Raw genomic sequence first — 20,927 nt, forward strand, 5'->3', positions numbered from 1 at the left:
AAAGGGGTTAATCCCAAAGTTGTAAAATCGGTGTGGTGCTGTGTTGTTGAGGCGTATCCGGTAACTCAATCGCGGTGCCGGTGGGTAATATTGCCCCTAATTCAACCAGCCCCGGATTGGCTTCTAATACTTGTTCAATCATGCCGGATGACTGACCAAAGTAACGCCAACAAATATCATCGACGGTATCCCCTTGTTGGGTATAAATCCGCATCAGATAAGCTCCACCGTGTTATGGGTTTCCCCTTTGATACGTTGTAACGCCCACTTGCCATCACGCCACACTTCATCAATAGCCGGCGTCATGGTGTCGGCTTTTTTATTACCTTGTGCGGTAGTATCAATATCGCGATAACGTTCGATTAAACTGGCCTTTGCAAAACAGAACACCGCTCGCTGATATAAAATCATCAATTCACTTTCACCGTTAATCTGTTCGGCAGGCACCTCTTTTAATGTTTTCGCAGCTTGACCAATACGCCACTGATACAATTCACGATTCACTTCAATCATGGCGTTCAATAACGTGCTTTTCAGCCGTTCCGGTGTCACAGTGCCATCGACGCGAGTTTGCAATTGAAAATCACGAGTTTGAATATCAGGGAAAAAGCCATTGTTTTTAATGGTTTCGTCTTTTTGTGACACAGGGTTAGCAGAAACATAATCCATAAGAAAACCTTAAAATAGGTGGGCGGTGGACGAAAGAAAGCAAATTGCTTTTTCCGTGCCGCCCTGACGTGGTGTCACTATGCTTTTTCAGCGTCACGCTGGGCTTTAAGCACTTTATCGAGTTGTTTTAATTCGGTTTTCACACCGATATTCATGTTTAACTCTAAGGCTCGACTTAATACGCAGTAGCTTTCTTGTGGGCGATTATTATCGCGTAGCACTAACCCTAAGATTTTGTAGAGTTTTGCCCTTACTTCATCAGGCATATCTTCATCATCGGTCAAAGCACGTGTACGCTCTAATGTTGCCAATGAAACCGGTGATTTCACGGCATACGCTCGCATGGCAGAATCGGCGATTTCTTCGGCAATCACGGTGCCCGTGGTGCGGTTCACACCGGGGATCACTAAACGGTTAGCTAATGCGTAAACGGCAATATCTAACGCCCCCTCATAATCCCCCGCATCAATTTTCCACAGCAAAATCGTCATTAAGACATCATCTTGCACACCGCTACCACCGGACAATGCCCCATCAACCCACGGCTGATAATTGGCTAATATCTTGCGCTTATAAGCTTCTTTGCGTTCGCGTGACTGAAAATGTTTTAGCTCTTTTTTATCTGTCGCAAGACGTAACAGCATCATGTGATAGCCCTGTGTATTGCGGCTAACATGCCCACCCAATTGGCTGGACTGTTGCGCGCTAAGGCTCATGCGGTGTTTTTCCCACGGAGATAATGCCATTATTTCGCCTTTTTATTTTCAGTTGGTGTTTCTTCTGTTACTGCTTTGTCGTCTTTGACGACTTCATTTTCAGAAGCTCCCCCCTCTTTTTTTGTTTCTGGCTGTGTCTCTTTTACATCTTCAAAAACAATATTTTCGACCAGTGCCACACCGCGAAAATCTTCAACCACAAAATCTTCATTCACTGACTCGTAGTTTTCGATGCGATCGCGTTTTGGGTTATCTAACACTTGACGACGACGAGAATCCGCAAGGAAATAAATCGACAAGTTATCAAGGCGAGTGATAAAAAATGCATTGCCAGGAAAGAACGGCGCACGTACAGCAGGCAAACCGCCGATACGTTTCTGGCTGATAATGGTATCTGCCGCCAGTTTTTCACTGTTATCTTGGTCTTTATTAACCAGTGGAAAATATTTATCTGCTAATAATTTACGGCCACAAATCACAACAAGACCGGTATCGTCCTGATATTCAGGATCAATCGCAGTATCGACCGTATCTTGCACTAATGCATCAAGATTTTGATAAGCTTGCCCTTTACCGACCAGAATAGGCTGGGCTGTGGTTGCGCCGTCTTTCGTTTCACTGCCCATCACATGCTCTGGTGCACGCTCACGGACTTTTTGTAACCAGCCTGAATTCACATCTTGCAGTAAGGGGTATTTTGTCCGATCAGAATTATCGGCGCGGTGCGTACCATTAAAACCAATCATAATGCGGTCTAATGCCTGACGGCGAATAATCGCATCGCGGATACGGGTTTGAAAGTCGGTAAACTTCGCCCACATATCAATTTTGGCGTAATCAAGGTGGGTGTCGTAATTGGTTTTCTGGCAATGATAGCTATTTTTGGTCAGCTTAATCGGATCACTTGTTTCGCGCTCTTTTGCTGTTGTATCGGTAGTGCCTGCGATAGTTGAGCCGATACCTAAACCGATGGCCTCACCCACTTGCTCATCAACGGGCACGATATTAACGTGTGTTAAAAATTCTGCTGACTGCTGAATATTGGTTTCCAGCGTTTGCGCGGCAGACGGTTCAATTTGAACCTTTGTATCACTAAACGCTTGCGCGCTAACACCGTAAATTTTACCGAGTTGCGTGAGGTACGCATTAAATTTAAAACGAGTTTCTTTTTTCATGGTCTGTTCACTACCTTAGCAATCCGTCAGCACTTCGCTATTATTTTCGCCACCCGTGGCCGGCGGACGATGTGAGAACGAGGCGTCTGTATTTTCAAATTGGGTTTTTAATTCCGTGAGTTGTTGCGTAAGTGCTTTTACCGCTTCGCTTTGGTCGGCGTTTTTTAATGCGGTAATTTCTGCAGAAAGGGTTTGTACTTCTTGGGCGCACAGCTCCACCGCCTGATGCACATCGGTAAATCGCGCATCATCACTGTGTTGTTTTTTAGAAAACATCTCTTTAATAATGCTAAAAAGCCCTGGCTTCTCGCTCTGCGGGTTTTCATCAATAAATTCAAAGTGATTTTCTTCTGCAGCAGTAAAAACGTTATCTTTGCTTTGTTTGCGCTCTGAAAGCGGGCTACTTTGTGCATTAGCACTAAATTGCAGCATTTCAGTGCCTAAACTCGCGGGGTTATCGGTAACCGCCAGCCCGACTAAATACGCTTCGCCGGTATCTGAAAAACTCGGGTCAATTTCAACAGAGGTATAGACTTTTTGACGTTTTTTATTGAGTTCAATTAAATCAGGCGTCGGATTGATCACACCATACAGTGCCAACTTACCCGCCAGCGCCCCTTCTTTAATTTCCTCGGTATACACCGACTCCACATCACCAAAGCGTGGTGCCCATGAATAGTTATAGTGATCGATATTGACTCGCGCACCATAAACCGTGGGATCAAAGTTTTTCGCGATTTGGGTTAACCATTCCCGATCAACTCGACGCCCGTCCGTTGTCGCCCCTTCAACACAAAGACGAACCGGTTTTGATTTCTTCGACATGCACTACTCCAGACTGCATCCGTTTATTCGTTGGTCTGTATGTTGTCGGTTAAAAGGGGCGTTAAACAATGGATAAGGTTTGTCTGAGATATGGCACAACGGGAATAAAGCGAATAGGTGATCAGCGGTCAATAGACTAGCCGTAACTTAAGCAAGAAATCGTGATTGTGCAATGACTATTACAGAAACATTTGATAACCGAAAAAAAGCAATGCACCTGTATTTTGCCGGTTACCGCATTGCTCGCATAGCGGAATCGCTAGGCGAAAAGGCGTCCACGATTCACAGTTGGAAACGCCGCGATAATTGGGATGAAATCAGCCCTACCGAACGCGCAGAGCTAACCGTTGAGGCACGTTATTGCAATCTAATTTTAAAAGAGAGCAAAGAAGGCAAAGATTTTAAAGAAATCGACTTGTTAGGACGTCAACTCGAACGCATGGCGCGGATCAGAAAATATCAAAACGGCGGTAATGAAACGGACCTTAATCCTAAGATTGCCAACCGCAACAAAGGCGAACGCCGTCAGCCAGAGAAAAACTTCTTTTCAGAAGAACAAATTGAAAAACTGGAAGATATCTTTCGCAATACGTTGTTTGAATATCAAAAGGTGTGGTATCGCGCCGGTCATCACCGTATCCGCAATATTTTAAAATCCCGTCAAATCGGCGCAACATTCTACTTTGCTCGAGAAGCCTTTATTGATGCCCTGACCACCGGACGTAATCAGGTTTTCCTCTCCGCCAGTAAAGCGCAAGCCTATATGTTCCGTGAATACATTATCAAAATGGCATTGGAGGTTGATGTTGAATTAAAAGGCGACCCATTGATGTTAAGCAACGGTGCAACGCTCTATTTCCTTGGCACTAATGCACGCACAGCACAAAGTTATCACGGTAATTTATATCTGGATGAAACCTTTTGGATCCCGAAATTTCAGGAGTTACGCAAAGTGACTTCGGGTATGGCGATACAAAAACATTGGCGACAAACCTACTTTTCAACACCATCAACCATGAGCCATGAAGCCTATCCGTTTTGGTCGGGTAAGTTGTATAACCGCGGACGCAAAAAAGAAGATCGCGTTGATATTGATATCTCACATGAAGCCTTAGTCAATGGACGTTTATGTGAAGATGGGCAATGGCGACAAATCGTCAATATTGAAGATGCACTACGAGGCGGTTGTGATTTATTCGATTTAGAGCAACTCAAAAAAGAGTATAGCCCGGACGAATATAACAACCTGTTAATGTGTCACTTTATGGATGATATCGAATCCCTATTCAACTTTAACATGATGCAAAACTGCATGGTGGACAGTTGGGAAGTGTGGGACGACATTCAACCGTTAGCGCTGCGCCCTTATGGTTATGATCCGGTTTGGGTAGGTTACGACCCCAGCAAAGGCGGTGAAAATGGTGATAGTGCCGGTTGTGTGGTTATCGCGCCGCCGAAAGTACCCGGAGGAAAATTCCGCATATTAGAACGCCATCAATGGCGTGGTATGGATTTTCGCGCACAAGCTGACGCCATTAAAAAAATCACCGAACGTTTCTATGTGGAATATATGGGTATTGATACCACCGGCTTAGGACATGGGGTTTATCAGAATGTTATCCAGTTTTTCCCTGCTGCGCGTGAGTTTATTTATAACCCGAATGTCAAAAATGCCTTAGTCATTAAAGCCTATGACGTGATTAGTCACGGGCGCTTAGAGTTCGATGCGCAGTGCGTTGATATCATTCAATCCTTTACATCCATTCGTCGTACCACCACCGGAAGCGGTAACCGCCCAACCTATGAGGCCTCGCGCAGTGAAGAAAGCGGACACGCTGACCTTGCATGGGCAACGATGCATGCCCTTTTCAACGAACCATTAACCGGCACCACCGAGAACAGTAATAACATTGTGGAGATTTATTGATGAGCCGTAAAAATAAAAAACGTTTTAAAACACAACAAACGGCAACCGCCAATAACAGCATGGAAGCCTTTACTTTTGGTGAGCCCGTTCCGGTGTTAGATAAACGAGAAATCTTTGATTATCTGGAGTGTGCGCAAATTGATAATTGGTATGAGCCACCGGTTAGCTTTGATGGGTTATCAAAACTGTTTCGTGCGGCGACGCATCATAGCAGTGCAATTTATGTCAAACGTAATATTTTAGTCAGCACATTTCAGCCTAACCGTTTTCTCTCTAAGTTAGACTTTAGCCGATTTGCTCTCGACTTCTTAACCTTTGGCAATGCCTACCTTGAACGTCGTAATAATATGGTGGGTAACTTATTAAAACTCACCCCCGTTCTCGCCAAATATACCCGCCGTGGTGTTGCTGATGATAGCTATTGGTTTGTGCGCTATGGCTATGACTCAAAGCCGTATGAATTTAAGCCCGGTAGTGTATTTCAGTTATACGAACCCGATTTAAATCAAGAGCTATACGGGTTACCAGAATATCTGGCCTCCACCATGTCAGTGCTACTGAATGAAGCATCTACCCTCTTTCGCCTTAAGTATTATCGCAACGGAAGTCATGCCGGATTTATTTTATACGTCAGTGACGCCTCACAAAACCAAAGTGATATTGATAAAATCCGTAACGCAATGCAAAACTCAAAAGGCCCCGGTAATTTCCGCAACCTGTTTATCCACGCGCCGAACGGCAAAAAAGACGGAGTGCAAGTTATTCCATTAAGTGAGATTGCGGCAAAAGATGAATTTCTCAATATCAAGAATGTCAGCCGTGACGATATGTTAGCGGCACACCGCGTACCGCCTCAAATGATGGGGATCATTCCACAGAATACCGGTGGCTTTGGTGACGTAGAAAAAGCGGCAAAGGTTTTCTTTCGTAATGAGTTGGCACCACTGCAAAGCAAGATATTACAGATTAATGATTGGCTAGGTGAAGAAGTGATTAAGTTTGATAAGTACACATTAGATGATGAATAACTTCACCACACAAAGAACAATACCGCCGACACTGGCGGTATTTTTTACCTGTAAGGTATAAGTATCGGTCTGACTAATAATAATAGTGACCCAATTTTATTATACCGTTTACACCCTGATAAGGCGAATCCGCCTAATTTTTACCCTCTCAAACCTGTATTAAATGCGCCTACAATCCATTTTAAGCGCACGTAATTTATTTGATATCTAGGTAACTTTTTCTTGTTTTAATCGCTCTACGCGCCGGAAATTTGCGAGGAATAATGTTTTTAACCCCCTCAAAACGCAATCGTGACCCCGCCACGCCCGCGCACTAAATAGACCGCTTTTTATGCACCTGCATGAGTGTCACGAAAGCCCGTGATATCTGGCGCCTTCGAATAACTTTGATCCTTTTTTGATCTTGCACTTTTTACACTTTGCTGCATGATTTTTTCAGTAACTCTCTTTTGATCAAGCTAATCGTAGATTTAGTATCTATTGCTGGTAATTAATCACTAAAAATTCACATTATTTATTTAATTAACAATATAAATGACACTCAATATAAGGCACTTAAAAAAATCTCCGCAGTTTATTCAACTAGCGGAGATTTTTATTAACGCTAAAGTTAGTTACAAGCCAATTTATACCTGTATGCAGATAATGAAACCACATTAGGTTCAACATTGTTAGTCATAGTTGGTGATATCTTGAAAGAAACATCATCAACTAGCTCTTGTAACATTTCTATTCTTACTTGTAACTTACTAGCTAATAACTCTGCATCAAAATCAACTTCATTGAGCAAAACCTGTAATGCATTATAAAAAAACTCAGGTTTTTCATGAGGTATTAAACAGTCCTCTTTCTCATCAATAGCTTCGCCTTTACGTTTTAGCCCAAAAAATGCTGTTTTATACTGCGCATCCGTAAGTAAAGATAATTGATGAGCCCGATAAATTATAGCTGCTTTACTAACCTTCCATTCAAGCTTAAATTGACTTAATCCTTTCCAGTCAATTCTGCCACCTATTGGCTTAGGAAAATATTTAGCCATTGAGGATCTAGGCAATAATAACGCAGAAGCAAATCTATTAGCTTGAGATTCCGTTATCCTATCTCCTGTTGAAACTCCGCCATGAATGATTAAATGAGCAACTTCATGTGCTATATCAAATCGTTGCCTACATGGTGACTTTTTCGCCGTATTCCTCACAATAAAAGGTCTATCAAGCGGAATTGATAATGCATCAACATCATCAGATACAGAATCAAAAGCAGTAACAAAGGCACCTAATTTTTCAGCCAATCGTGTCATATTATCTATGGGGCCAAAACCTAATCCCCATTCTATACGACACCATTCAGCGGCTTTCTCTATATCATCTTGAGTATGAACCTTTATTTCAGGAAACTTTACAGGTGGCAAATTTAAATATTTTTCAAAAACACTAATCAAACGCCTATACAATTCAGCTTTCGCTAATGTGGATAGCTTCGTTGATACTCTAGTTGCGCTTCTTTTACGAAAATGAACAATCTCCTCATTTATAGGAGACTGCTCTTCATTATTAAAAAATTCAGGCAATACTTGCAGAACAAAGGCTAATTCATCAGTAAGCTCTTTTGTTGGTAATGCATATCCTGATTCCAAGCGCTGTATATACTGCCGAGTTTTGCCAACTCGCTCAGCTACTTGTTCAAGAGATAGCTCGTGATACAGACGAGCCAGTCGCAAATTAGAGCCATTAAACACGATTCACCTACTATTTATTATTACGTTTTACATCTTCATCAGCCACTATTGGTCTGATTGGATCTAAATTGATAGCTACTGAAGTTGGTTTTTCATCATCAGTTGAATGAAGTACTGAGATCCTATTTTCACCATAAGTCCATTTAGATACAATCTCTTCTAATGCATTGCATCCAAGAAAATGAACTCTTGCATCTTCTCCTTCAAATTCTGGTTTTTCTATAACAAATCTGTGTATTGTTGGATCAGATAGCTCTGTTTTCCATAACTGGTCAACTTGATTTCTACGAAAATAACCTGGTTTTTTTGGATTTTCTGGATCATCAGCAAAAAACCGAACAGGAATACCATCAATATTGAAAGTAACGTCCATGCCTGGGTTTGTTAGGGATAACCACTCATATTGGCCACTCATACATAATTTAATCAAAAGCTGACGCTGACGACCAAAGGTACAAGTTCCTTTTGTATAATTATCATCTAAAGGCGTTGACAATTGTTCGTATGTTTGATCTAGAACACGCAACAGCTCTTCAGCAATAATAGTTAAACGTTCTTCTGTTAATTGGGGAAAACATTCCCACGGTGCTTTGTAATCCGCCATTATCGTCTCTCGTAAGTGCATAATTTGAAATTTGTCAACTTTGATATTGGTGCAAAATTGTCATTTTGTCAACTTTATAATAGCTACACTTTTTTAGTTGTAATTTTATTCTATCTTTCTTCACTCATACCAATAAATTTGCGGTATTTCTCTGAAATAAAAAAATATAGCCCAATAAAAATATAAAGAGGCCATAACGTTGAATAATCTATCGCTTCACCCAAACTATATTTATCGTGATAACTCTTTTTAGATTTAATAGTCCTGTATATAAAAAGAGTTACTGATACCAATAAATAGAACAAAATTAAATAGTTAATCATTTATCCCTCTCAATTTATTAACCTTAGCCATTACCCTATCTCGTGTATTTGAAATATTTTTCTGCTTCACTTCTTCAAAATTAACTTTTTCACTTTTCGTTGATGAAATTTGAATCTTCCCGCTCTCAAACCAAATCACTTCATCGCCATAACTCAGGCGCAGACCATTCATCACCATTGACCACATTGAGTCTGGTGGTAAATCCAATCCCATTTTTTCGGCAAAGGCTTTAAATTCAGGTATCAAGCGTTCCTGATTTTCACTTAATGACACCGTTGAAATTATTCGCTGACTCTTTTTATGCTCTAAAACCTCGCCAAATGATTTCTCCCAATCGCTATATTGTGAACGTAGGTCAAAAACATCAGGCTCAGAAATCCCCCATACGGGCGATTTTAAGCTCCTTTCGTGTGAATTTTTAATATCGGGTGAACTGCCCGATCCACAGTTATTGACAGGACTCCGAGGCGCGCTGATCGCGCTTTTTAAAGTCAAAACCCTCCCCGTTTCTGACTTACGCTTATGCTCAATTGCCTCAATATCCTGCTTAGATTTACGAACTAAACGATACTGACGCTCACGCGTTTTTACTAAATCGCTACTTTTTATCGGTGAATATAATCCGATTATTCGCATCACTTCTTCATCATAAGAATTCGGCTCATCGGCAACAGTACGAGCAACTAATAACGTTTGTAGGTTACGCTTAACGTTAGGCCCTCCTTGATGCTCAATATAAGCGGCGAAATCTCCCGCATCGGCAGACGCTCTTACTTTTTCCGCTATATCACCCAACTTATCAGCGATACTCACACCACGAATACGACGACACTCACGCCATACGCCTTTAGACGGTAAGCCAAACATGTGAAATTGAGGAATACGCCAAGTAGACGCCCACGCAGTAACGGCTGATGCAACCTCGGTTAATAACTCTCCCGATTCGTCATCAACTTCACCCTCTAACGCATAACCGTCGATATTTTTTGAAATATATTTAGCGAGATAACCCGTAGCACCGCCTTTATTTAAATGCTTTGCTTCAAAACGGTGTTTCTTTGCGCCCCGTTCTTCGCCGTCTTCTTCAAGGGCATACTTACGCATGATCTCAATCGCTGATGCACGTTGAGATTTATCCAGAAACATCATCATATGCCAATGTGGTGTAGCGTCATGATGTGGCTCAACAACTCTGATCCCGTAATAGTTAATGCCTTTATCTTTAAAAGCAGTGCGAATTTTCGCCCAAATTTTCACTAAATAACGTTGACCATCTTTCGGAGTGTATGCGCTGTTATTCCATTTCTCGTTAATGAGAACTTTTTTCTTTTTCTCATCTTTAGAAACATTAATTTGCTTGGTGGGATGGTATTTTGAAGGCGTGGTTAACGTAATAAATAAACCAATATCACCTCTTTCTTCGGCAACTTTTTGAATACCTGCGGCTTGCGCCATCAATTCCATACGGCGAATTTTAGGGTTAGCGATACTCGCTAATACTTTTTCCATTAAATCGAAGCGATCACCCGATTCAACGTCTTGAATATCCATCATTTCAAGATAATTCATATTCGCTAAACGTTGCGATCTGACTTCACGAACCGCATTTTTACTGGCGTAAGGTGTCTTATCTGAATTCACATCACCAAAGGCAATATGCAAAGACTCACGCCAACGTTGACGATGAGCTTTTAACTTTTTCAGCCACCAATTTTCATCTGTTAACCGGTTTAATCCGGACAACGCATTTTCTGGTGTTAATTTTCCTTTTTGAGCTTTTCCCCAAAACAACGGTGTTACATGTAAATAGGTAATTAACTCTCCTAATTGATGATAAATAGGGTTAATCACTTTTAGGTTAAGTAACACCTCACGATCACCGTTATTTTCAGCAATTGCCTGATCAGCCAATTCATCGAATAAGTTGTCACACGCGTTCGCAAATGACTTCGCCATATGACGCAATATTTTGTCATGCGCATCGGGCAAGCGATTAAAGAACATGGCTTGATCAAAATCTCTATCTAACAAAAATTGACGTTTATCTTTCGCTAAACCATAGCGCGCATTAACGGCTTGCAAACGCTGATAGACGCTTTTATGGAACTTAAAGACCAGCCAGTTATGAACTTCTTTCGGCGTTTTCTCTTTTTTAAGATGTTCGATGTACTTAAATAAGCGAGATTTAAGAAAGCGAGGCAGTTTTTCAATATCGAATAAAATCGCTTGCCCCTGAGCCAATTGCTCACGGGTAAGCGGTCTTTCATAAACAACTGGCTCATGCTGTTTCCCATTCCACCAATATGTCCATTGCATATCAGCAGGATAGGAAACAGGAGGCTGAGAAAAATCAATCAGACGGCTAGCCATTACCGCACACCGCCTAAATGCTTCGGATCAATAATTTCAATGGCTGTTTCGCACAGTTTAGCAACGTGAGTCATTACCTCTATCAATTCAGAGATAGACTTAATTTCTGCGCAAATAACACGACTCACATGCGCACCAACAACGCCAGCCGTCACATTTACTGCAGAGTCATACCACGCAATCACTTCACGGCGCACACGACCATCAATAACAGTGACTTCGATTAATCCAAATTGTTTTTTCCAATAAACGATAGCAAAACGAGTGCCAGTAATATGCACCCCATTTTTTGGATCTTGAATATCGACATAGCCCTGTTCCATCAGCACACCTCCGGCAAAACGGCGATAATTTCTTTTGCTGATTGGCGATTTCCATTTGCAGAAATAGAACGAGGTGCATCAATCTCGTGAATAATAAAACCGAGATCGGCATACAGCTCTTTGGCGTGAATGGAATTAGAGGCAGTAATCGGGTTACCTTGTGATTGATTTAATGCCTTTAATGCTTGAGCTAACTCAATTTGCTGAGCGTGAGTAAAATCCGTGTGATGATATTTAGTAAAACTACCTTCATCTCCCATATATGGAGGATCACAATAAACACCATCACCGAAATCAACGAGTGACAAAGTATCTTGCCATTCTAAACAGGCGATAATGGCATTAACGGCTTTCTCAGCGAATTGATAAATTTCTTTTTCTGGAAAATAAACATTTTTATATTTTCCAAATGGTACGTTAAATTCATCTTTTGCGTTATATCGGCATAACCCATTAAAGCAATGGCGATTTAAATATAAAAATCTAGCTGATTGTTTATTAGTTAATACTGCATCAAGCTCCTGCTTACCTAAATTAAATAACTTTCTAGCTTGGTAATAACTTTCTTCATTGTTTTGTTGTTTCCAATCATAAAGATCACTACAAGCCATAACATCAGGATTTTTAGAAACGGAACGATATAAATTAATTAAATCCTGATTGGCATCAGCAATTAAATATTCTTCATATTCCGTATTCATCATAACAGCACAAGAACCCGCAAACGGCTCAACTAAGCGCCTTGCTTTTGGCAAATGTGGAATTAATTTATCCATGATGCGGGCTTTTGAGCCAGCCCATTTCAGAATGGTTTTATTCGCCATTTCACACACTCCGATAATGCTTAGATTTCAGCTCATACACCGTTTGGCAATCTGCACAGCGAGTGCATCCCATTACCGCAATACGGCGCTTTTCGGGTATTTCACGACCGCAATCTTCACATTCAAACGCTGATACACCTATGTAACGCCCTGTTACTGCTTTTATTTGTTTATCAAGCAATAACTGTGATTGTTCGCAGGCTAAATCCATTTCTTTAGACATAATTCCATTCCTGCGCTTGATGTTCGATAGACTCGGCTTCACCTTCTAATAATTGAAATACTTGTGAAGGCTCCATTCGTTCACTTAGTGCTTTTGATGCTAATTTGCGTAAACGGGCAGAAAAAAGAACCGCCCGAGATTTTCTTTCATCTTCTCGAACGGCTTTAATTAAATCGGTTACATCACTTTCTTTAGACATAATCAGACCTCTGATAATCAAATATAAAAAGTCCTGACAAATAAATGTCATTTATTTTTTAGGTGTAATTAAATAGGCATTGCTAATTTATTCGGGATTAATGCGCTCAATACTTTTATTTGATGAAGTGCATTAATGATTTTTATTTTATCTTTCCTCTTTAATAATAAATAATCTATTCCGTTCTTTTCTTTTTCTATCTCAGCAAGGTAATAAATCATCTGATATATACGATTATTTTCATTTCTTAAATAATCAAGAAACTCACCAATCAAAATATCATCACTATTTTTATTTAACTTACTTAATAAATCAGCCCTAACTTCGGCTGTTTTATTCATACCACTGACGCGCTCATCAAATGAAAGACCATCATTGCGATAATGCTTTACCACTTTAGACTGATAAAAATCATCATTGCCTTGTAGTTGCTCTCTTGCTTGAATAAGCTCCGCGGTATTCATAACAACACCTAGATAGAAACTTTCACAAAAAACGAAACGATAACAATGGCACATAAAGCCAGTGTTGCTTTATCCGCTTTTGAATACTTTTTACTTTTATTAGTAAAAGATTCACTGCTTAATTTATATTTGTTTCTTTGCTTAATTAATTGGTTCATTGAATGTCACCTTTTAATAAGTCGATATATTTAGTTGCTTCCGCCATTGCATCAAACTTACCGAATGACTGATCATCTAACCAAACGTGATAACGAGTTATCGGTGTTACTGCTTTTCTTGGCAGTTTAATAATGGTGAAACCGCGATACATAAAACTATGCTCTGTAATTTGCTTTACTATCACCTTCATCATCCTTGTTATTGTGGTTCACCCATTCCTAACCATATCAGCCAGCCGTCACGTAATTCTTTAGGCATTCTTTTACGTGCCATACGCAAGCCTTTATTCCAATCGGTTACATCGATGTAATACTCACCGCGGGAATTATCTGGGTGCTTAACTTCTACATAAGGCAATTTCCCATCCTTACGCATATCAGACACAGCTTTGGGTGTTTTACCGATATAGCCGGCAAATTTTGTCTCAGTGACAAATTCTGAACCAATATTATGAATTTCGATTTCTTTCGACATCTGGTAACCTCTTATTAATGAGCGCCCTTTGGCGCTCTTTTACGCCTTGTAGCTATACGTGGGTGTTTCGTATTAAATAAAATTTAGAGGATCCGCAAAATTATGTCAAGTTCGAAAAATGAAAAGCTAAAACTAATAAGAGAATCAGAAAGATTAAAACTAAAGGAAATGTCTGATTTAACAGGGATTAATTACCATACATATCATGGATATGAATCAGGGAAAATGAATATGTCTTTAGAAGCAGCAACAAAACTATTTTCAATTCCAAGATTTAGAAAATATATGACTTGGTTTATGTTTGATGAAATCAATCCTGATGCTGGGCAAATCGCACCGGCACTCGCACACAGTGGGCAAGACAACACGCAATCATCCCACTCAGACAAGAAAATTGGATAACAATACATCAAGCATTTTGTGAATTTATTGATTCACAAAGCCTTTCTACCATTGGAGAGCTTTCTTATGACAATTAAGAAACTTGAAGATGGTCGATATGAAGTGGACATTAGACCGACTGGACGTAATGGAAAACGGATCAGACGGAAATTTAATAAAAAACATGAAGCCATTGCCTTTGAACGTTATGTAATGGCCAATCACAGCAAAAAAGAATGGGGGACAAAATTAAAAGACATTCGCCCATTAGATGAACTCGTTGAGCTATGGTGGAACATGTTCGGTAAACATAGCGAGAACGGAAAATCTAACTACAACAATGCAATGCGTGTCTGTAAGGGTATGCATAGTAGCAATGTATCTCAAGTTACATCAAAAAGTATCTCATTTTATCAAAATGAGCGTTTTGCTAAGGGGATAAAACCCTCCACTATTAATCGAGAACTGTATGCTATACGAGGTATATTTTCTCAATTAATTAAAATGGGATTATATGAGGCTGAAAATCCCTTTATTGAGGCCAAGAAATTAAAAATAAATGCGAGTGAGATGTCTTACTTAACCCTTGATGAAACCCGAAAACTACTCGCTAATCTGGAAGGTGATTATTATAACATTGCCGTATTTTGTTTAAGTACGGGGGCTAGATGGGGCGAAGCAATGAAACTGAAACGAGAGCATATCATTGAAAACAAAGTGCGTTTTACTTACACTAAAACAAGAAAAGCGCGCATTGTCCCTATATCGAAAGAACTCTGCGATCAAATATGCAAAGGAAAAAAAGACCTCCTATTTTCCTCCGTTTCATATCAAGTATTTAGAAAAATACTAAAAAGTGTAAAACCTTCTTTGCCCGACGGACAAGCTACACATGTGTTGCGTCATACTTTCGCTACGCATTTCATGATCAACGGCGGTAGCATCATCACATTACAAAGAATTCTAGGGCATGCCAGTTTAAAACAAACGATGACCTATGCTCATTTTGCACCCGATTTCTTACAAGATGCGATTGTAAACAATCCATTAAAAGGAGGTCTCAGTTTATAGATAAAATTGTCCACAGAGCGACCACACTTGGTCGCTTTTCATCATTTTTTAGCGCTTTTAAGCTCATAATTAACTTATTATTTTTAAGTTACTTACTGAAAATTAAGCAATAAAAAAGCCATCTTGCGATGGCTTTTTTCATATAGCGTATTTATCGTGATTCGATAATTATTTTCCCGGACGCATCGCTGGGAATAAAATAACATCACGAATAGTATGACTATTGGTAAATAGCATTACCATACGGTCAATACCAATACCTAAACCTGCTGTAGGTGGTAACCCATGCTCTAATGCAGTGATATAGTCATGATCAAAGAACATGGCTTCATCGTCACCCGCTTCTTTTTGACGAACTTGCTCTTCAAAACGCTCCGCTTGATCTTGCGCATCATTAAGCTCAGAGAAACCATTACCGATTTCACGACCACCAATAAAGAACTCAAAGCGATCGGTAATAAATGGATTATCATCATTACGGCGAGCCAGTGGTGAAACTTCTGCTGGATATTCAATGATAAAAGTTGGCTGGATCAAATGACTTTCAGCTACTTCTTCAAAAATTTCACATTGAACACGGCCTAACCCCCAACTCTTTTCAATCTTAATACCAATAGATTGAGCAATAGCAACGGCTTTATCCATATCATCTAGATCAGCCATATTGGTTTCTGGACGATATTTGCAAATAGCTTCTTTCATGGTCAGTTTTTCAAACGGTTTACCGAAATCAAACTCTTCATCACCATATTTGACGATAGTCGAACCTAATACATCTTGAGTTAATGTACGGAATAACTCTTCAGTCAATTCGATAAGATCACGATAATCAGCATAAGCCATATAGAGTTCCATCATTGTGAACTCAGGGTTATGACGTGGTGATACACCTTCATTACGGAAGTTACGGTTGATTTCAAAAACGCGATCAAACCCACCAACAACTAAACGTTTTAAATATAATTCAGGTGCAATACGTAGATACATATCAATATCTAGCGCGTTATGGTGAGTGATAAACGGACGTGCACTTGCTCCACCTGGGATAGTTTGCATCATCGGTGTTTCTACTTCCATAAAGCCTTTATTCACCATAAATTGGCGAATAGCAGACATGATTTTCGAGCGGATCTTAAAAGTATTACGTGAATTTTCATTAGAGATCAGGTCTAAATAACGCTGACGATAACGTGTCTCTTGGTCAGCTAGACCGTGGAATTTATCAGGTAACGGACGTAGTGCTTTAGTCAGTAAACGTAACTCAGTACAATGAATACTCAGTTCGCCTGTTTTGGTTTTAAATACACGGCCACGGCCACCTAAAATATCACCGAGATCCCATTTTTTAAACTGCTCGTTATAAACGCCTTCAGGCAGATCATCACGAGAGACATAAAGCTGGATACGGCCGCCCATGTCTTGCAATGTAGCGAAAGATGCTTTCCCCATAATACGGCGAGTCATCATACGACCTGCAATAGCAACTTCCACATTAGCAGCGTCTAACTCTTCTGCACTCATTGCATCATATTTTTGATGTAATTCGTCAGACATGGCATCTCTGCGGAAATCATTTGGGAATGCGTTACCATTATCACGTAAAGCTGATAATTTTTCGCGGCGAGTTTGCAGTTCGTTATTTAAATCAGGTGCCTGCTCCGCACCTTGTTGCTGTTGCGACATGTTTTTCCTCACAGGCCCGCTTTTAAGCTAGCTTCAATAAATTTATCGAGATCACCATCTAACACTGCTTGTGTATTACGCGTTTCCACACCAGTGCGTAAATCTTTAATTCGTGAATCATCTAGAACATAAGAGCGGATTTGGCTACCCCAGCCAATATCTGACTTATTATCTTCCATCACTTGCTTATCTGCATTTTTCTTTTGCATTTCCAGTTCATACAACTTCGCTTTCATCTGTTTCATTGCCTGATCTTTGTTCTTATGCTGAGAGCGATCATTTTGGCATTGTGTGACAAGCCCAGTAGGAACGTGGGTAATACGTACCGCAGATTCTGTTTTATTAACGTGCTGACCACCAGCGCCTGATGCGCGGTAAACGTCGATACGCAGATCGGCTGGGTTGATTTCAATATCAATATTGTCATCAACTTCAGGGTAAACAAAAGCAGAGCTAAATGAAGTATGGCGACGTCCGCCTGAGTCAAATGGGCTTTTACGCACTAAACGGTGAACCCCGGTTTCTGTACGTAGCCAACCATAGGCATATTCTCCTATGATTTTGATTGTTGCTGATTTTAAACCTGCAACATCACCGTCAGACTCTTCAATAATTTCTGTTTTAAAGCCTCTAGATTCAGCCCAACGTAAGTACATACGCATTAGCATACTTGCCCAATCTTGTGCTTCTGTACCGCCAGAGCCTGCTTGTAAATCAAGATAGCAATCAGCACTGTCATATTCACCAGAGAACATACGACGGAACTCTAATTGCTCAAGCTTTTTGTTTAATCCTTCTAACTCAGCAACTGCTTCGTTAAATGTTTCTTCATCATCGGCTTCAACAGCAAGGTCAAGTAAACCAGAAACATCTTCTAGTCCTTGTTCGAGTTGGTCGATTGTTTCTACAATAGCTTCAAGAGATGAGCGTTCTTTTCCTAACGCCTGCGCCTTTTCAGGCTCATTCCACACGTCAGGTTGCTCTAATTCTGCGTTGACTTCTTCTAAACGCTCTTTCTTGGCATCATAGTCAAAGATACCCCCTGAGGACTTGAGTCCGCTCAGCGACTTCTTCAATTTTGTGTTTTACTGGATTGATTTCAAACATACTTTTTCGTCTTAACGTTGTTTTTAAAAACAATTGGAATAAATTTTGAACCGCATATTGTAACGGATCTCAGCGCGGGTTTATAGCATTTATATACAATTGTCTATCGGATTATTGTGCTCATAACAGCGCGCTGCCCAATACAACCATAAAATGACTTATCTATCGCGATTAGCAAGGCCAAATATGCTCCACCAGCAGTTGTGCATTGCGCTGTCCTCTAAATTCATTGACGTCTAATCGGTAAGCAAGCTCAACCGTTTTAATACTGTTATCCGGCCATATATTAACATCAACATTAAATGCAATAGCATCAATCATTACATGGCTATTTATCGGTTGAAGCATCATTTTTAAATGTTTGCTTCCCACAATACGTTGCTGTAGTAAGGTGAATTTGCCATCGAAAAGTGGCTCAGGAAAGGCTTGTCCCCAAGGCCCTGCTTCTCTTAACATTTCCGCAATAGGTAAAGATAACTGACTGTCGCTTAACTCGCCGTCTGTTAAAATCACGCCTTGTAATTGTTCAGCAGAAACTAATTCCGCCATAAGTGCCGAAAAGTGACGCTGAAAAAGTGGAAATTTATCTTCTTCCAGAGATAGTCCGGCCGCCATCGCATGGCCACCAAACTTCACCATTAATCCCGGATTTAACGTATTCAAACGTTCTAATGCATCTCGCAAATGTACACCATGAATAGAGCGTCCTGAGCCTTTTAGTAAACCATCACCGCTTGGGGCAAAAGCAATCACTGGGCGATGCAGTTTCTCTTTAATTCGTGAGGCGAGAATGCCAACCACACCTTGATGCCACTGTGGATGATAAATAGCTAATCCATTCGGTAAGTCATCTTGGGTAGTAATAAATTGGCGAAAGATTGTCGACGCTTCTTCTTGCATTCCCGCTTCTATTTCACGACGAGTCTGATTTAATCCATCCAGTTCATTGGCAATTTCACGGGCGACACCAATATCATTAGTTAACAGTAAAGCAACGCCAACAGACATATCATCAAGACGCCCTGCCGCATTAAGTCTTGGCCCTAATGCAAAACCTAAGTCACTGCTGACTAATTGTGACAACGTTTTACGTGAAACTTCCGTCAAGGCTTTGATCCCTGCACAGCAACGTCCTGCACGAATACGGCGTAATCCCTCATAAACAAAAATACGATTATTTTCATCAAGAGGAACCACATCAGCAACCGTGCCTAATGCGACTAAATCAAGGTAATCGGCCATATTGGGGCGAGCTAATCCCTGTGCTGTAAACCAACCTTGTTTTTCTAATTCAGCTCTTAATGCGGTCATTAAATAGAAAGTGACACCGACACCCGCTAATGATTTCGACAAAAAGGCACAATCCGCTAAATTAGGATTGATAATTGCATCAGCTTGAGGAAGGGAGTGACCCGGCAAATGGTGATCAGTAACCAATACACGGATACCATATTCATGAGCAACATCAACACCTTCAAAAGAGGAGATCCCATTATCAACCGTAATAATCAGATCTACGCCTTTCTTCGCCACATCATGAACCACTTGAGGGCTAAGTCCATAACCATCATCAAAACGATTAGGAATATGGTAACTTACTTGCTGAAATCCCATTTGCCGTAACGCTTTAATAGCAAGAGCTGTACTGGTTGCACCGTCGGCATCAAAATCCCCTACAATAACGATCCGCGATTGCAGCTTTAATGCCTCAACTAATAAAGAGATAGCAACATCAATACCGTTTAAATCTTGATAATGCAATAAGCCCTTTAACGAGCGCTCGAGCTGAGTTTCAGAGGTAATACCTCGATTGGCATAAATTTGCCGTAATAAGGGATCGAGGCTTTCTGGCAATGCTGTTGCTTTCGCCACACGCCGACGTAATGTCGGTTCAATAGTAACCATAAAACGCTATCACTTCTCTTTTTTATTTAATAATTCAAGTAGATTAGTCGCCGATATATATCCGCCATAAATACTCGCATCAGGTAATACAATCGCAGGCGTACCTTGAATGCCCATCATAGTGCCAAGTTTAAAATGCTCATTGATATTAATTTTTTTACAGTCATCAATCGCAATAATTTTGTCACCTTTAAACGCACTATCGAGTGATTTTTTAGGAAAACCGCTACACCATACGGCATTCATCTGTTGACTGACCACATTATTTTTCACCCCGTTACGAGGAAAAGCCAAATAACGTACCGTGACACCTTGTTTATTTAGCTCTGGTACTTCTTGATGCAATTTTTGGCAATAAGGGCAACTAATATCGGTAAAAACAGTGATCACATATTTTTCATTAGCAGCCTTATAAACAATCATTTCATTTTTAAGTGAATCAATTTTTTTCATGATCACTTGATTAGCGATACTGACAGGCTCCTCACCATTAATATTATAAATCGGCCCTGCTGTAAGGTATTTCCCATCATCAGTAATATAAAAAATGCCTTTATCAGAAAGCACTGCATTTAAACCCACTATCGGTGTCGGTTGAATGCTCTCTGCTTTTATCTGCATTTTTGCCAGTTGCGCTTTAATAGCAGCGTTATCTGCAAACACTGGCATTGACACCATACTGAATAAAATGGGTAACCAGAGTAATTTCTTTTTCATTTGAATTCCTATTTAACACCA

Annotated in this window: 24 protein-coding genes; 4 read left to right on the top strand and 20 right to left on the bottom strand. The window is 40.4% G+C overall.

Going from position 1 to position 20,927, the window contains the following annotated elements:
• Positions 1-7: 7 nt before the first annotated feature.
• The 5 genes from PMI_RS09800 to PMI_RS09820 form a co-directional block, all read right to left on the bottom strand.
• On the bottom strand, positions 8-214 hold the full coding sequence (locus PMI_RS09800) for a tail protein X (RefSeq protein ID WP_012368195.1): 207 nt from the start codon (positions 212-214) through the stop codon (positions 8-10).
• Positions 214-669, bottom strand: a complete 456-nt coding sequence (locus tag PMI_RS09805; RefSeq protein WP_012368196.1) for a head completion/stabilization protein — start codon at positions 667-669, stop codon at positions 214-216. Before PMI_RS09805 ends, PMI_RS09800 begins: the two co-directional genes overlap by 1 nt.
• Positions 670-746: 77 nt before the next feature.
• Positions 747-1,415: a phage terminase small subunit gene (gene gpM, locus PMI_RS09810; RefSeq protein WP_012368197.1), complete on the bottom strand. Its 669-nt coding sequence runs from the start codon at positions 1,413-1,415 to the stop codon at positions 747-749.
• Entirely contained in the window at positions 1,415-2,560 is a 1,146-nt protein-coding gene (locus PMI_RS09815; protein WP_012368198.1) for a phage major capsid protein, P2 family, read from the bottom strand. Before PMI_RS09815 ends, gpM begins: the two co-directional genes overlap by 1 nt.
• A 15-nt stretch (positions 2,561-2,575) precedes the next feature.
• Positions 2,576-3,385: a GPO family capsid scaffolding protein gene (locus tag PMI_RS09820; protein WP_012368199.1), complete on the bottom strand. Its 810-nt coding sequence runs from the start codon at positions 3,383-3,385 to the stop codon at positions 2,576-2,578.
• A 172-nt stretch (positions 3,386-3,557) separates the two neighbouring features.
• On the opposite strand from PMI_RS09820, the gene PMI_RS09825 reads away from it, so the two are divergent.
• Together PMI_RS09825 and PMI_RS09830 are read left to right on the top strand one after the other, a co-directional pair.
• Positions 3,558-5,312 carry a terminase ATPase subunit family protein gene (locus PMI_RS09825; RefSeq protein WP_012368200.1) on the top strand — a complete coding sequence of 585 codons (1,755 nt, stop codon included), beginning with the start codon at positions 3,558-3,560 and terminating at the stop codon, positions 5,310-5,312.
• Positions 5,312-6,340 (top strand): phage portal protein, encoded by a 1,029-nt coding sequence (locus PMI_RS09830; RefSeq protein WP_012368201.1) that lies wholly within the window; start codon positions 5,312-5,314, stop codon positions 6,338-6,340. The genes PMI_RS09825 and PMI_RS09830 overlap by 1 nt, the downstream gene beginning before the upstream one ends.
• A gap of 610 nt (positions 6,341-6,950) precedes the next feature.
• Here PMI_RS09830 and PMI_RS09835 read toward each other — a convergent pair.
• The 11 genes from PMI_RS09835 to PMI_RS09885 form a co-directional block, all read right to left on the bottom strand.
• The gene (locus PMI_RS09835; RefSeq protein WP_012368202.1) at positions 6,951-8,078 is read right to left on the bottom strand and encodes a helix-turn-helix domain-containing protein; all 1,128 of its coding nucleotides are present in this window, start codon (positions 8,076-8,078) and stop codon (positions 6,951-6,953) included.
• 10 nt (positions 8,079-8,088) lie between these two features.
• Entirely contained in the window at positions 8,089-8,682 is a 594-nt protein-coding gene (locus PMI_RS09840) for a hypothetical protein (protein ID WP_012368203.1), read from the bottom strand.
• 315 nt (positions 8,683-8,997) lie between these two features.
• Positions 8,998-11,376 (bottom strand): replication endonuclease, encoded by a 2,379-nt coding sequence (locus PMI_RS09850; protein WP_012368205.1) that lies wholly within the window; start codon positions 11,374-11,376, stop codon positions 8,998-9,000.
• A complete protein-coding gene (locus PMI_RS09855) occupies positions 11,376-11,699 on the bottom strand; it encodes a DUF5405 family protein (RefSeq protein WP_012368206.1) in 324 nt (107 codons plus the stop codon). Before PMI_RS09855 ends, PMI_RS09850 begins: the two co-directional genes overlap by 1 nt.
• Complete coding sequence (locus PMI_RS09860) at positions 11,699-12,523, bottom strand: DNA adenine methylase (protein ID WP_012368207.1); 825 nt, start codon at positions 12,521-12,523, stop codon at positions 11,699-11,701. The genes PMI_RS09855 and PMI_RS09860 overlap by 1 nt, the downstream gene beginning before the upstream one ends.
• A 1-nt stretch (position 12,524) precedes the next feature.
• Positions 12,525-12,746, bottom strand: coding sequence for a TraR/DksA family transcriptional regulator (locus PMI_RS09865; protein ID WP_012368208.1), 222 nt, complete (start codon positions 12,744-12,746; stop codon positions 12,525-12,527).
• Positions 12,739-12,945 carry a DUF2732 family protein gene (locus tag PMI_RS09870; RefSeq protein ID WP_163823115.1) on the bottom strand — a complete coding sequence of 69 codons (207 nt, stop codon included), beginning with the start codon at positions 12,943-12,945 and terminating at the stop codon, positions 12,739-12,741. The genes PMI_RS09865 and PMI_RS09870 overlap by 8 nt, the downstream gene beginning before the upstream one ends.
• A 68-nt stretch (positions 12,946-13,013) precedes the next feature.
• Positions 13,014-13,409 carry a DUF5347 family protein gene (locus PMI_RS09875; RefSeq protein ID WP_012368210.1) on the bottom strand — a complete coding sequence of 132 codons (396 nt, stop codon included), beginning with the start codon at positions 13,407-13,409 and terminating at the stop codon, positions 13,014-13,016.
• Between the two features lie 8 nt (positions 13,410-13,417).
• Positions 13,418-13,567 carry a hypothetical protein gene (locus PMI_RS19285; protein ID WP_012368211.1) on the bottom strand — a complete coding sequence of 50 codons (150 nt, stop codon included), beginning with the start codon at positions 13,565-13,567 and terminating at the stop codon, positions 13,418-13,420.
• On the bottom strand, positions 13,564-13,761 hold the full coding sequence (locus PMI_RS09880) for a hypothetical protein (RefSeq protein WP_012368212.1): 198 nt from the start codon (positions 13,759-13,761) through the stop codon (positions 13,564-13,566). Before PMI_RS09880 ends, PMI_RS19285 begins: the two co-directional genes overlap by 4 nt.
• Before the next feature lie 5 nt (positions 13,762-13,766).
• Positions 13,767-14,042, bottom strand: coding sequence for a Cox family DNA-binding protein (locus PMI_RS09885; RefSeq protein ID WP_012368213.1), 276 nt, complete (start codon positions 14,040-14,042; stop codon positions 13,767-13,769).
• 102 nt (positions 14,043-14,144) lie between these two features.
• Between PMI_RS09885 and PMI_RS09890 the strand changes: the two genes are divergently transcribed.
• Positions 14,145-14,444 carry a helix-turn-helix transcriptional regulator gene (locus tag PMI_RS09890; protein ID WP_012368214.1) on the top strand — a complete coding sequence of 100 codons (300 nt, stop codon included), beginning with the start codon at positions 14,145-14,147 and terminating at the stop codon, positions 14,442-14,444.
• 66 nt (positions 14,445-14,510) lie between these two features.
• Entirely contained in the window at positions 14,511-15,494 is a 984-nt protein-coding gene (locus tag PMI_RS09895) for a phage integrase (RefSeq protein WP_012368215.1), read from the top strand.
• Positions 15,495-15,662: 168 nt separating this feature from the next.
• Here PMI_RS09895 and lysS read toward each other — a convergent pair whose 3' ends face one another.
• The 4 genes from lysS to dsbC form a co-directional block, all read right to left on the bottom strand.
• Positions 15,663-17,177, bottom strand: a complete 1,515-nt coding sequence (lysS, locus tag PMI_RS09900; protein ID WP_004244024.1) for a lysine--tRNA ligase — start codon at positions 17,175-17,177, stop codon at positions 15,663-15,665.
• 8 nt (positions 17,178-17,185) lie between these two features.
• Positions 17,186-18,284, bottom strand: a protein-coding gene (gene prfB, locus PMI_RS09905; RefSeq protein WP_012368216.1) for a peptide chain release factor 2 whose coding sequence is annotated in 2 segments (ribosomal slippage) — positions 17,186-18,208 and positions 18,210-18,284 — 1,098 coding nt in all. Because the reading frame shifts where the segments join, the coding sequence is not laid out codon by codon here.
• Positions 18,285-18,455: 171 nt separating this feature from the next.
• Positions 18,456-20,189 carry a single-stranded-DNA-specific exonuclease RecJ gene (recJ, locus tag PMI_RS09910; RefSeq protein ID WP_004244029.1) on the bottom strand — a complete coding sequence of 578 codons (1,734 nt, stop codon included), beginning with the start codon at positions 20,187-20,189 and terminating at the stop codon, positions 18,456-18,458.
• 9 nt (positions 20,190-20,198) lie between these two features.
• A complete protein-coding gene (gene dsbC, locus PMI_RS09915) occupies positions 20,199-20,906 on the bottom strand; it encodes a bifunctional protein-disulfide isomerase/oxidoreductase DsbC (RefSeq protein WP_004244030.1) in 708 nt (235 codons plus the stop codon).
• Positions 20,907-20,927: the final 21 nt, after the last annotated feature.

This window comes from Proteus mirabilis HI4320, from assembly GCF_000069965.1.
GTDB classification, from domain to species: Bacteria; Pseudomonadota; Gammaproteobacteria; order Enterobacterales; family Enterobacteriaceae; genus Proteus; species Proteus mirabilis.

Bases quoted from the DNA above. Each gene is read 5' to 3' on its own strand.
- PMI_RS09800 (WP_012368195.1), bottom strand. From the start codon at position 214: ATGCGGATTTATACCCAACAAGGGGATACCGTCGATGATATTTGTTGG.
- PMI_RS09805 (WP_012368196.1), bottom strand. From the start codon at position 669: ATGGATTATGTTTCTGCTAACCCTGTGTCACAAAAAGACGAAACCATT.
- gpM (WP_012368197.1), bottom strand. From the start codon at position 1,415: ATGGCATTATCTCCGTGGGAAAAACACCGCATGAGCCTTAGCGCGCAA.
- PMI_RS09815 (WP_012368198.1), bottom strand. From the start codon at position 2,560: ATGAAAAAAGAAACTCGTTTTAAATTTAATGCGTACCTCACGCAACTC.
- PMI_RS09820 (WP_012368199.1), bottom strand. From the start codon at position 3,385: ATGTCGAAGAAATCAAAACCGGTTCGTCTTTGTGTTGAAGGGGCGACA.
- PMI_RS09825 (WP_012368200.1), top strand. From the start codon at position 3,558: ATGACTATTACAGAAACATTTGATAACCGAAAAAAAGCAATGCACCTG.
- PMI_RS09830 (WP_012368201.1), top strand. From the start codon at position 5,312: ATGAGCCGTAAAAATAAAAAACGTTTTAAAACACAACAAACGGCAACC.
- PMI_RS09840 (WP_012368203.1), bottom strand. From the start codon at position 8,682: ATGGCGGATTACAAAGCACCGTGGGAATGTTTTCCCCAATTAACAGAA.
- PMI_RS09850 (WP_012368205.1), bottom strand. From the start codon at position 11,376: ATGGCTAGCCGTCTGATTGATTTTTCTCAGCCTCCTGTTTCCTATCCT.
- PMI_RS09855 (WP_012368206.1), bottom strand. From the start codon at position 11,699: ATGGAACAGGGCTATGTCGATATTCAAGATCCAAAAAATGGGGTGCAT.
- PMI_RS09860 (WP_012368207.1), bottom strand. From the start codon at position 12,523: ATGGCGAATAAAACCATTCTGAAATGGGCTGGCTCAAAAGCCCGCATC.
- PMI_RS09865 (WP_012368208.1), bottom strand. From the start codon at position 12,746: ATGTCTAAAGAAATGGATTTAGCCTGCGAACAATCACAGTTATTGCTT.
- PMI_RS09870 (WP_163823115.1), bottom strand. From the start codon at position 12,945: ATGTCTAAAGAAAGTGATGTAACCGATTTAATTAAAGCCGTTCGAGAA.
- PMI_RS09875 (WP_012368210.1), bottom strand. From the start codon at position 13,409: ATGAATACCGCGGAGCTTATTCAAGCAAGAGAGCAACTACAAGGCAAT.
- PMI_RS19285 (WP_012368211.1), bottom strand. From the start codon at position 13,567: ATGAACCAATTAATTAAGCAAAGAAACAAATATAAATTAAGCAGTGAA.
- PMI_RS09880 (WP_012368212.1), bottom strand. From the start codon at position 13,761: ATGATGAAGGTGATAGTAAAGCAAATTACAGAGCATAGTTTTATGTAT.
- PMI_RS09885 (WP_012368213.1), bottom strand. From the start codon at position 14,042: ATGTCGAAAGAAATCGAAATTCATAATATTGGTTCAGAATTTGTCACT.
- PMI_RS09890 (WP_012368214.1), top strand. From the start codon at position 14,145: ATGTCAAGTTCGAAAAATGAAAAGCTAAAACTAATAAGAGAATCAGAA.
- PMI_RS09895 (WP_012368215.1), top strand. From the start codon at position 14,511: ATGACAATTAAGAAACTTGAAGATGGTCGATATGAAGTGGACATTAGA.
- lysS (WP_004244024.1), bottom strand. From the start codon at position 17,177: ATGTCGCAACAGCAACAAGGTGCGGAGCAGGCACCTGATTTAAATAAC.
- recJ (WP_004244029.1), bottom strand. From the start codon at position 20,189: ATGGTTACTATTGAACCGACATTACGTCGGCGTGTGGCGAAAGCAACA.
- dsbC (WP_004244030.1), bottom strand. From the start codon at position 20,906: ATGAAAAAGAAATTACTCTGGTTACCCATTTTATTCAGTATGGTGTCA.